At 42.1% G+C, this 9,104-nt stretch carries 11 protein-coding genes; 2 read left to right on the top strand and 9 right to left on the bottom strand.

The window, feature by feature from the left end:
* Both F6K37_RS24585 and F6K37_RS24590 read right to left on the bottom strand, forming a co-directional pair.
* Nucleotides 1-135 (bottom strand): element excision factor XisI family protein (locus F6K37_RS24585; RefSeq protein WP_287252761.1); only part of this gene is annotated, 135 nt, incomplete at its 3' end.
* A gap of 485 nt (nucleotides 136-620) precedes the next feature.
* Complete coding sequence (locus F6K37_RS24590) at nucleotides 621-1,994, bottom strand: hypothetical protein (RefSeq protein ID WP_287252744.1); 1,374 nt, start codon at nucleotides 1,992-1,994, stop codon at nucleotides 621-623.
* Nucleotides 1,995-2,258: 264 nt separating this feature from the next.
* On the opposite strand from F6K37_RS24590, the gene F6K37_RS24595 reads away from it, so the two are divergent.
* Nucleotides 2,259-3,260 (top strand): permease, encoded by a 1,002-nt coding sequence (locus tag F6K37_RS24595; RefSeq protein WP_008191045.1) that lies wholly within the window; start codon nucleotides 2,259-2,261, stop codon nucleotides 3,258-3,260.
* A gap of 55 nt (nucleotides 3,261-3,315) precedes the next feature.
* Complete coding sequence (locus F6K37_RS24600) at nucleotides 3,316-4,125, top strand: TIGR03943 family putative permease subunit (RefSeq protein WP_287252748.1); 810 nt, start codon at nucleotides 3,316-3,318, stop codon at nucleotides 4,123-4,125.
* Here F6K37_RS24600 and F6K37_RS24605 read toward each other — a convergent pair.
* The 7 genes from F6K37_RS24605 to F6K37_RS24635 form a co-directional block, all read right to left on the bottom strand.
* Complete coding sequence (locus F6K37_RS24605) at nucleotides 4,085-4,222, bottom strand: hypothetical protein (RefSeq protein ID WP_165691825.1); 138 nt, start codon at nucleotides 4,220-4,222, stop codon at nucleotides 4,085-4,087. The two genes, F6K37_RS24600 and F6K37_RS24605, sit on opposite strands and share 41 nt — an antisense overlap.
* A gap of 154 nt (nucleotides 4,223-4,376) precedes the next feature.
* The gene (locus F6K37_RS24610; protein WP_287252751.1) at nucleotides 4,377-5,021 is read right to left on the bottom strand and encodes a hypothetical protein; all 645 of its coding nucleotides are present in this window, start codon (nucleotides 5,019-5,021) and stop codon (nucleotides 4,377-4,379) included.
* Nucleotides 4,981-6,030 (bottom strand): filamentous hemagglutinin N-terminal domain-containing protein, encoded by a 1,050-nt coding sequence (locus F6K37_RS24615; protein WP_287252753.1) that lies wholly within the window; start codon nucleotides 6,028-6,030, stop codon nucleotides 4,981-4,983. Before F6K37_RS24615 ends, F6K37_RS24610 begins: the two co-directional genes overlap by 41 nt.
* A gap of 44 nt (nucleotides 6,031-6,074) precedes the next feature.
* Nucleotides 6,075-6,983 (bottom strand): ATP-grasp domain-containing protein, encoded by a 909-nt coding sequence (locus tag F6K37_RS24620; protein WP_287252755.1) that lies wholly within the window; start codon nucleotides 6,981-6,983, stop codon nucleotides 6,075-6,077.
* A gap of 354 nt (nucleotides 6,984-7,337) precedes the next feature.
* Nucleotides 7,338-7,571, bottom strand: coding sequence for a cyclic di-GMP-binding domain-containing protein, MshE-related (locus F6K37_RS24625; protein ID WP_008191055.1), 234 nt, complete (start codon nucleotides 7,569-7,571; stop codon nucleotides 7,338-7,340).
* A 385-nt stretch (nucleotides 7,572-7,956) separates the two neighbouring features.
* Nucleotides 7,957-8,271, bottom strand: a complete 315-nt coding sequence (locus F6K37_RS24630) for a tetratricopeptide repeat protein (RefSeq protein ID WP_008191057.1) — start codon at nucleotides 8,269-8,271, stop codon at nucleotides 7,957-7,959.
* A gap of 640 nt (nucleotides 8,272-8,911) precedes the next feature.
* Nucleotides 8,912-9,104, bottom strand: a 193-nt coding sequence (locus F6K37_RS24635) for a hypothetical protein (protein ID WP_287252759.1), incomplete at its 5' end; no start/stop codon positions are given.

Consider the following 9,104-nt stretch of genomic DNA (forward strand, 5'->3'; position numbering starts at 1 on the left):
GCCAAAATCACGTTTATTCCCACGCCAACCAACATAGAGCAATTGGTAGTGATCCTGCTCTGTATCAAAGACAGTCTGAACCTCGTACTCTGGTGCAATTGTTTGCTGTGAAGCCCGTTGAGCACGTAGGCACATTCATCAGTCCAAGGAGGTAAAACCCCTAGACTAGCAAAGCGGAGCAAGGTCCCAATCGTAATCCACAGCAGCAGTAATAAAGGGGTTTGGGATTTTTTTAAGTACATAATCGGTTTTGAGGGAGTAGGGAGCAGGGAACAGCGGATCTGGGAATCGGGAATCGGGAATCGGGAATCGGGAATTAAGAATTTAGAATTGGGAATTAAGAATTAAGAATTTAGAATTGGGAATCAGGAATCGGAAAAAAATATAATATCTTAAATTAAATTTCGATTGTTTTTAAGAGTAATTTTATTGAGATATACGGAAAAAGTAAATCGCGTTAAATCGTATAAACTTGGAAAGATATGCGAAAAAAATTATACTATCGTCAATAAATTGTGATAATTTTTATTCCCGACTCCCGACTCCCGACTCCCTCGGTGCGCTTTCCGTAGGCGAATTAAATTCGCCACGGGTCGCACCGCTCCCGACTCCCGACTCCCTTAACGACCAAATAACCTTAAAATTATCCACATTAGCAAAGTAGCGATCGCACCAGTGAGAAGACTCCAGGCAAAAGCTGGTGTCAAGATAAAGATAGTATTGTTATCAGGGGGTTGTTGTTTAACTAGGACAGTAGCGGTAATGCTACTGGTTGCTACTCCCACACCAGCCAGAGCAATGCTTTGGTGTAAGCTACGATTACTCTGGGTTTGGTAAGTTTGGGTCATGCCATCTACTGTCCGAATTAGATTTTCTAGTAAGGTTAAACCAGACTTTAATCTCCCATGATCCATCTCCACTTGTTGCAGATATTGGCTAGCTGCTAAATCCCTAAACTCTCTCAGAATGTGCCAATCACTCCGTTGATAAACCTGTTTTAATTTAGTCAATCGTTGTTGGTAATCTTCGATATTGGTTTTAATGGTTTGGGTTTGGGAATCCAGCATCCCTAAATTAGTAGCATAACGAGACAATAGGTTGAGATTATTGCTTAGTATTTCCCTTAATTTTAATGTATTTTGGGGTAACATGCTGATCTGAGCAATACTAGTTTTAACTGAGACTAGATCAGCTTTAAGTTCTGCTAGTGGTCGGTTAATTTCACCATAAGCCCAAAGAATTTTGTTACGATAATACAATAAGTAAATTAAGTCTATATAAATACCAGTAATGCTATCGATGATAGAATCAATAGAACGCTTTTTGGGAAACAACCAAATTAAAAGATGATGGTTGTTTTTGATCGCTTCTGGCTCTGACCAATCAGCGGGAGGACGCCAAAATTCAAATAAAGTACCCCCTAGCACTTTGCCTTGGGCTTGAAAGTCTCTTGACCAGTCGGGTTTAGACACCAGTTGCTTGTAGCATTCTAGGGCAATTTGTGTAGGGTCTTGATCACGGTCACACAGTTGACCCCACATGATCCAAGTTTGACCAATTGCTCCAGGTTGATGATTGATGTGGGCAAGAATTTCCCCTTGGATTTTCTTAATATTTGTAATGGGTTGGGGTGAATGGTTTGATTGTCTGATCCCATCAGCATAGACTCCGGAACAGTTTACCTGAAGGGCGTAAGTGTTACCAATTTGGATAGGGTAGTAGTAGCCTTCCAAAGGACGCTCGAAATGCTTGACCACATCAGCACCCAATAGTTCCACCAACCTAGATTCTGAGCGTTCTGCCTGTTTGAGCTTAGCCAGTAACGTCGGCTCTAGGATCAGGTCTGATTCATCACCCTCGGGATGACCATAGATTCTTTGCCAGAATCGTTCACGGTTATAATCAATAATTTCCGGGTCTTGCCCTAGACCTTCCCGTAGATCGTAGAGGAATAGGTCAAGAGTAGGGTATACTATTTTATTTAGGTCAGACATTGGCTTACCCTTCTAAAGGTTGGTATACAGTTAGTAAAACTCTTACCTATTCCAAACGCTCTCACGAAGTGTAGCTATGCGCCACCCTACGGTGAAAGATCTGGCCTCTATGTCACAAAACAATCGTCTGATATCAGGTAAGGTTTTCCCGATTAAATTCCCTATCGCTGCTAGCCAAAAGCCTTAGCTCAGACTAGTCTTTGACCTTTGACCTTTGATTTTTTTCTTGCTTAACACGTTGCTCAAGCATAAATAGGAAAATGCATGAATCAGCTCAACAACGCCTTCACCCTATTCTTGAGTTTGTTGGTTGAAGCAACACCTTTTTTGCTACTGGGGGTTATTCTCTCCAGCTTACTGCTGTTTTTTGTGGATGAGCGCAAGCTGATTGCTAGTATGCCTCGCCACCCCTTTCTAGGAGCAGTTTTTGGTAGTTGTGTCGGCTTTTTGTTCCCAGTGTGTGAGTGTGGTAATGTGCCAGTGGCTAGGCGGCTGCTGAGCCAGGGAGCACCAGCACCAGTTGCAATTGGGTTTTTGCTCGCAGCCCCAACCATCAATCCTGTAGTAATTTGGTCAACCTGGGTAGCCTTTCGAGACCAGCCGGAAATCTGGGTATTGCGAATTTTATTTTCCTTAAGTATTTCCATTTTTATCGGCTGTGTCTTCAGTACTCAGAAAGACTTAGGCCCCCTACTGCAACGAGCAGTGTTTCGCTCTAGACCAAGGAAATTTGCTGAGGATAAGCCAGCATTACTACAATCAGGCTCATATTTACTCGGTCAATCTGGTACACCCTTGGCCTTAGACGCTAATGTCTTAAACACACCCCCTAGCCAGGACATACAAAGCAAACCCTTGCCTGACCGACTACAGCTATTTATCGAAAATGCTATACAAGAGTTTCGGGAGCTAGGTTCAATCCTCGTTTTAGGTAGTGCGATCGCAGCCATAATTCAAGTCGTTATCCCCCGTGATATTATCATCAGCCTCGGTCAAGGACCAGTGATGTCTATTTTGGCCATGATGCTATTGGCCGCTGTAGTATCCATCTGTTCCACCGTCGATGCATTTTTTGCCCTCGCCTTTGCCTCAACCTTTACTAGTGGCTCGTTGTTAGCATTTCTAGTCTTCGGACCAATGATTGACATCAAAGCCATCGGCTTACTGTTATCGGTATTTAAAACCAAGTCAATCATTTACCTATTTCTCATAGCAGGGCAGTTAACATTTTTATTGACTTTGTTTATTAATTTGTATGTTAGTTAGGGAGTAGGGAGTTATAAAATTTTAAATCCTCCTACAATCCATTGGCTTGTTAATCATGAATCCATCTAAGCATTCAGGACGTTTGTCCAGAAAAAGTTCCTACAGGAGAAACTGGTCAATTCCTCTTTTAGAAGTAATTTCTTTAGCGTTATGGGGAGTTTTATTGTTGAAATACTGGCTAAGTGGTCAGTTAAGCTTATTAATTCATCCCAATTACTTTAGCTTGGTAATTATCACTGGTGTAATTTTATTGTTAATATCAGGCTTGAGGTTATCCCAACTGCTGAAGTTAGAGCGTCAACACCGGTTAGGTAAGGGAGTAACTAGGCCAGCTGCTCAACATACAACCTTATTTCCCCCTAGTTGGAGTAGTGGCTTCCTGATCGCTACGGCAATGGTTGGTTTAATCGTGACACCCAAAGCATTTACTAGCCAAACCGCCCTACACCGGGGTATTGCCGACTCCGCCACCATAACGCGATCGCAACCGCAATCCTTCCGCAGTGCTAGCAATCCTGAAAAGCGCAGCCTAATTGAATGGATCAAGCTTTTGAATGTTTATCCTGAACCAGATGCCTATACCGGTCAAAAGGTAAAAGTAGATGGTTTTGTAGTGATTCATCCTAATCTCCCTCTAGACCATATCTTAATTTCCCGGTTTGTGATTACTTGTTGTGCTGCTGACGCTTATCCTTTAGGTTTGCCAGTTAAACTTACTGAAAACCGTAATGATTATCCGTCCGATACCTGGATCGAAGTTGAAGGTAACATGATTACAGAAACCCTCGATGATAAACGCCAGCTGGTGATTGAAGCCAGTGGGATTAAGAAAATTCCTGAACCGGAAAATCCTTATTATTACTAAAATCTAGGGAGTAGGGAGTAGGGAGTAGGGAGTAGGGAATCGGGAGTAGGGAATCGGGAGTAGGGAATCGGGAGTCGGAAGTCAGAGTTGCGAACATTGAATTTATAATTTACCTCAATTCTCCCCCACTCCCCACACTCCCCACACTCCCCACACTAGACCTCTTGCAAAAATAAATATGAAATCAAAATCTAGCCCTTTTGCCTTTTGCCTTTTGCCTTTTGCCTTGTGTTGACCAAGGTTTATGAGACTTATGCAAGAGGTCTAATAAAGACCGAGCCACCATTCCCTGAAAACCTCTGCTTACTACTATCTATCTCAAACTTCGTAAACTTATCATTGACTAGGTTAGCTACGGTACCGTCACCAGTCAGAAGTGAACTAATTGTAAGCTTGTCACTAACTAAGGATGGGTTAGCTTGATACTGATTGGTTAACAATACCAGTCCATTCGGTGCTTTAATCTCAATGTTGCCAATTTCGATATTTGCACTAGTAGCAGCAGTCCCAAAATTAGGAGCAAGGTTACCACTATCGGTATTTCCTGGAAAACCTCCCAGTAATGTCCAATCTATACCAGCACGAATATCGAGGGTAGGTCGCTTACTGCCATCAATCACTACAGAAGTTCTCGCTTCATCGGACAAGGTCACATTAGCCAGACTAGCCAAGAACGGATTGGAATTATTAGGGCTAATGGCATTATCTCCGGTATCGGTAGAGTTAATTTCGATGTCCCCAACGGTAACACTTCCTCCTGCCAAAATATGCAGTGATGCTCCGGTATAGTTTCCTAAACTAACATCTCCATTAGCTAGAATAATGGGATCATTGGGACTGATGAAATTCCCTGGGTTACCATCCAACTGCCTGCTCGATGCTGATATTTCCGCCAACGGTATAGTTAGTATCTCCTGTGATCGGACCCGGCGATCGCAACCGTAAATCGGAACCAACAAATAAACCGCTATCGGAATGGTTCTTTGCTGCAATAGTAATCGACTGATTACCCTGAATTACGAACAAACCACCTGCATTGGCGATAAACGGTTGCGCTACACTATCGCTAATGTTGACTGTATCTTCTGCCAACAGAGTCAAATTCCGACCAGCTTTTAGTTGACCCTGTAAATCCAGATGGCCTGCGGCTAGGGTCAAGTCTTTTCCAGCAGCTAAATTGCCAGCATTTGTAATTGTTGTCCTGGGGTCATATTTGCCATACTGCAATCCTGGGGTAATATTAATCGTTAAGAGTGGTGGGGCTTGTGGGGATGTGGCACTAAACTCCAGCCCATCACCAAATACCAAGCTATTAGCAGTAGACGCAAAAAAGGAACCAGCGACATCTAATTTTGCCTGGGATCCAAACACAATACCATTGGGATTGAGCAAAAACAGATTAGCGGATCCATCTACTCCCAAAGTGCCTAGAATATTGGATAGATTCCCCCCGGTTACCCGGGTTAGAATATTCTCGATCCCAGAGGGATTAGCAAAATAAACCCGTTGCAGTTCTCCGACATTAAATTCCTGGAAACTGTGAAATAAGTTAGCACCTCGTGTTGCGCCACCTTCGATCACATCCCCGATTTCTCCTCGGACAGTGGTATTAGGTATCACCACTGACGATTCATTACCCAATGTCCCATCCGGAACCATGTCGGCCAAGGCATAGTCGGCCAAAATACAGTTTCCCGACATGGCTAGGGTTACCCCACCTAGGGCGAAAGACATTGCTGTCGCCCAGCCTCCGGTAAGGGTGAGCACCGGCTTTGCTGCTGCCATATTCAGCTTCAAGTTATTGATTGAGATAGCGTTAGGGGAATTTATCAGTAAATGCCTTCGCGTAATTGTAAGCATTCGGCTATCAGCCATTCCCGTAGCGTGGCCAACGGCCAAGGCCAAAGACTGACTGCTGACTGCTGACTGCTGACTGCTGACTGCTTACATTAAACATGCTGCCCTATATTTTTGTTTAATTCCATATAAAATTCCCCTTTGTTTCCATTATCCGGGAGCCCAGCTGTTTGCCCATCACCAAGCTCTATAATCATCCAATCATCATTAGTCTTCTTAGCAATATCCATCGTGAAAAAATTACTATCTATTTTTTGGGCAACATCAAGAAAAGGCGTGAGGTCTAGTATTGTATCACCATAGTCACCTTCATCCCAATAATTAAACAGTTTTACCAATTTACCAAAAACGAATAATAGTCTGTACTCTTTTGTCAATGGCATACCACTTTTAGAATGTTCCGTTAAAAATTCCAGCTCTTCAAATTTTCGGAACACCAGCCCTTCATTCAAGGCCGAACCTCGCAGCTCTATAAACCTTTCTACTATCTTCTTCACGTTGTCTTTATTGGATGCATCTGGAATAAAGCAAGCTTCCTGCCAGTTATGTTTTTCTGATTTTACATAATCCTTGACAATAATAGGATAATTTCCAAACTCATCGGTCAGGGAATTAATCACTTCCCAATTATTCATTTCCTGACCCACTGTCCAATTCGATTTTGGAGTTAAAGCATTGATTTTTGGATAATACTCAGGTAAATAGTGACAATATTTAAATTCTGCTGGAGTATTAATCAGTTTGATCTTCTTGTTTAAAAGTCCATGATAAAGTAACCCATAGGATAAAGGAGTTAACATCCATCCACGATAAATAGCCAATTCCTCCACTTCCGCATTTTCCACATACCTTAATGAACGAGCTACCTTGCCATCAGTCAAGTCTTCAAAGCTGAATAGGGAAGTTATGAAGCCAGCTAATTTGGCAGCTTTAATCTCTTCTTCGTAATCAGGTTCTATCAGTTTATGGTCAAAGACGCTATCGCAAAATATTACTCTCATTTCCAGTTTTATCTTATGAATGATGAGGATTTAAATAATTACAGCGGTTTTCAATTCGGTCAGCTATAAATCTCTGGATTTTAGGGACTTTGGAGCAGTGAATTCAGCAATTGCTATAGTAACGGATGTAGTAAAGTATGTAGTAACGGATGTAGTAACGGATGCCGTACTTGATGTAACAAATGGGGTGTGATGGGTGATTAAACGGAGGCGATCAATTGCTCCTATTGTTTCTAATATCTAATCCCTAAAGCTAATCCGAAGATACCATTCAAAGCTATCAAAACCTTTAGATAATAACGATGGAATACGTTTGAATTTTGGCGTTTGAATTTTGAATTATATCCAGTGGGACTAGTCAATCACCCAAAACCCATTTATTCGCCAATATTGTTCCAAAAGTGCTTGCTCCAAATCCTGAGATTCAATCAATCCTTTAGTTACCAAAATTTCTCCCAATTTGATTCCTGTTAAAGACTGGATTTCCAGGGCTTTATTGAGTTGATTTGTAGAAATAATTCGTTTACGAATCAGAATTTTACCAAGTTGCATGACTGGGTGCTTTTGTTTCAAGTAATAATCGAACATTGGTCATTAGTCAATTTCCAATTTCCAAAGTTAATTGGAAATTGACTAATGACATTTGACAAATGATTGTTAAATGAGTTAATCAATAGATGCCGTTGGCGAGCCTCACCAATAGTGCATAGTCTTTGAACAACCCACTAGTTAATCACGCGCTTTGTGAAAATTTATGAAAAAGGCGAGAGTAAGAATTCAGGACTTCCGTAGTAACACTATCTGTAGGGTGCGTTATTAACGTAACCTACTACTTGTAGCGTTTAGTGCCCAGTTTTGTGTCAGTCCTGAAGCGGAAAGCGCACCTGTAGTTAACTTTTGCCTCTTGTCTCTTGCCTATTGCCAATGCCATTGCCCCTAGCCCTATACCATTCACTACACAGGCTTAAGCGAATCACCGTGAGTAAAGGTGGTGAATTTTGGCTATTATCTTTTGATAATCATCCGTTTTACCCTTTTTTTGGTAAATTGCAGCTGATTTTTGAAAATTTGCTAGGGCTTCTTGATGCTTACCTAATTCTCGAAGGCATATGCCACGGTTGTCATAGGCAGCAGCATGGTTGGGGTCAATCTCAATGGCTTCATTCAATTCCAGAATGGCTGCTTGAAATTTGCCCACCACTAGATGGCTAATTCCTCTAAAGTAGTAAAAATTAGCACTTTGAGAATTAGTTTCTTTTGGCTGCTGACGTTGCTTAAAAATTTCCATTGGCTTACCTATTGCTACTTCAATTAGTAGGTAGCTACAAACTACTCAGGAGCTACCGATTTAGATGTTATTGACCAATCCCTAAAATCCCGGTTTTTGGGAATATAAAGATTAGGTTTCAGTCTTGCCTAGTCTGTCTTTGAATACTGGTTTACTCAACAATGTTGGGCTTTGCCATCAAACCTGCCATGGATTTAAGTCCACAGCTCATAGCTAAGGTCGGTTTCAACCGACTACAACCCTTTATCTCTAGTCCGTTTTAACAGACTTGAGTTATTAGGTAGTTATTAATCCTAGGGTGGGCAGTGCCTACCAACGCCCTTTGCAAGCTTGATTATCTGTCTGGTGCACTGCCCACCCTACATGAACTAGCTAGTCATTAATCCTAGGGTGGGCAGTGCCTACCAACGCCCTTTGCAAGCTTGATTATCTGTCTGGTGCACTGCCCACCCTACATGAACTAGGGGTTTTACCCCCTAGCGGGATAGCAGCGACACCATAGTTTGTAGGAGCTTTGTCAGTCAATCAGCCCTGAATAACACGTGAATCACAATAGAGGTAATAACCTCTATTACAATTACTACCAGTACGCTATCCTATCAGGGTAGAGTGAAAAATTTGTGAACAGAGAAAAAGGCAATTAGGTAGGGTTTCCGCATCTAATTATTAAATTCGCCACGGGTCGCACCTGAAGACTAACAGACAAAAGAAAACGACCGCACAATCCAAGGGAGTTATAAGCTAGGCAGATAGCGAGTTCAATGGTGTAGGCACCCATGCCACCCAATATAGCAGTTCTCAATTGGGTTCGGGAATCGGGAATCGGGAATCGG

Source organism: Moorena sp. SIO4E2, from assembly GCF_010671945.1.
Lineage (GTDB): Bacteria > Cyanobacteriota > Cyanobacteriia > Cyanobacteriales > Coleofasciculaceae > Moorena > Moorena producens.

Coding starts and splice junctions, on each gene's coding strand:
- F6K37_RS24595 (WP_008191045.1), top strand. CDS start 2,259: ATGAATCAGCTCAACAACGCCTTCACCCTATTCTTGAGTTTGTTGGTT.
- F6K37_RS24600 (WP_287252748.1), top strand. CDS start 3,316: ATGAATCCATCTAAGCATTCAGGACGTTTGTCCAGAAAAAGTTCCTAC.
- F6K37_RS24605 (WP_165691825.1), bottom strand. CDS start 4,222: ATGTTCGCAACTCTGACTTCCGACTCCCGATTCCCTACTCCCGATTCC.
- F6K37_RS24620 (WP_287252755.1), bottom strand. CDS start 6,983: ATGAGAGTAATATTTTGCGATAGCGTCTTTGACCATAAACTGATAGAA.
- F6K37_RS24590 (WP_287252744.1), bottom strand. CDS start 1,994: ATGTCTGACCTAAATAAAATAGTATACCCTACTCTTGACCTATTCCTC.
- F6K37_RS24625 (WP_008191055.1), bottom strand. CDS start 7,571: ATGTTCGATTATTACTTGAAACAAAAGCACCCAGTCATGCAACTTGGT.
- F6K37_RS24630 (WP_008191057.1), bottom strand. CDS start 8,271: ATGGAAATTTTTAAGCAACGTCAGCAGCCAAAAGAAACTAATTCTCAA.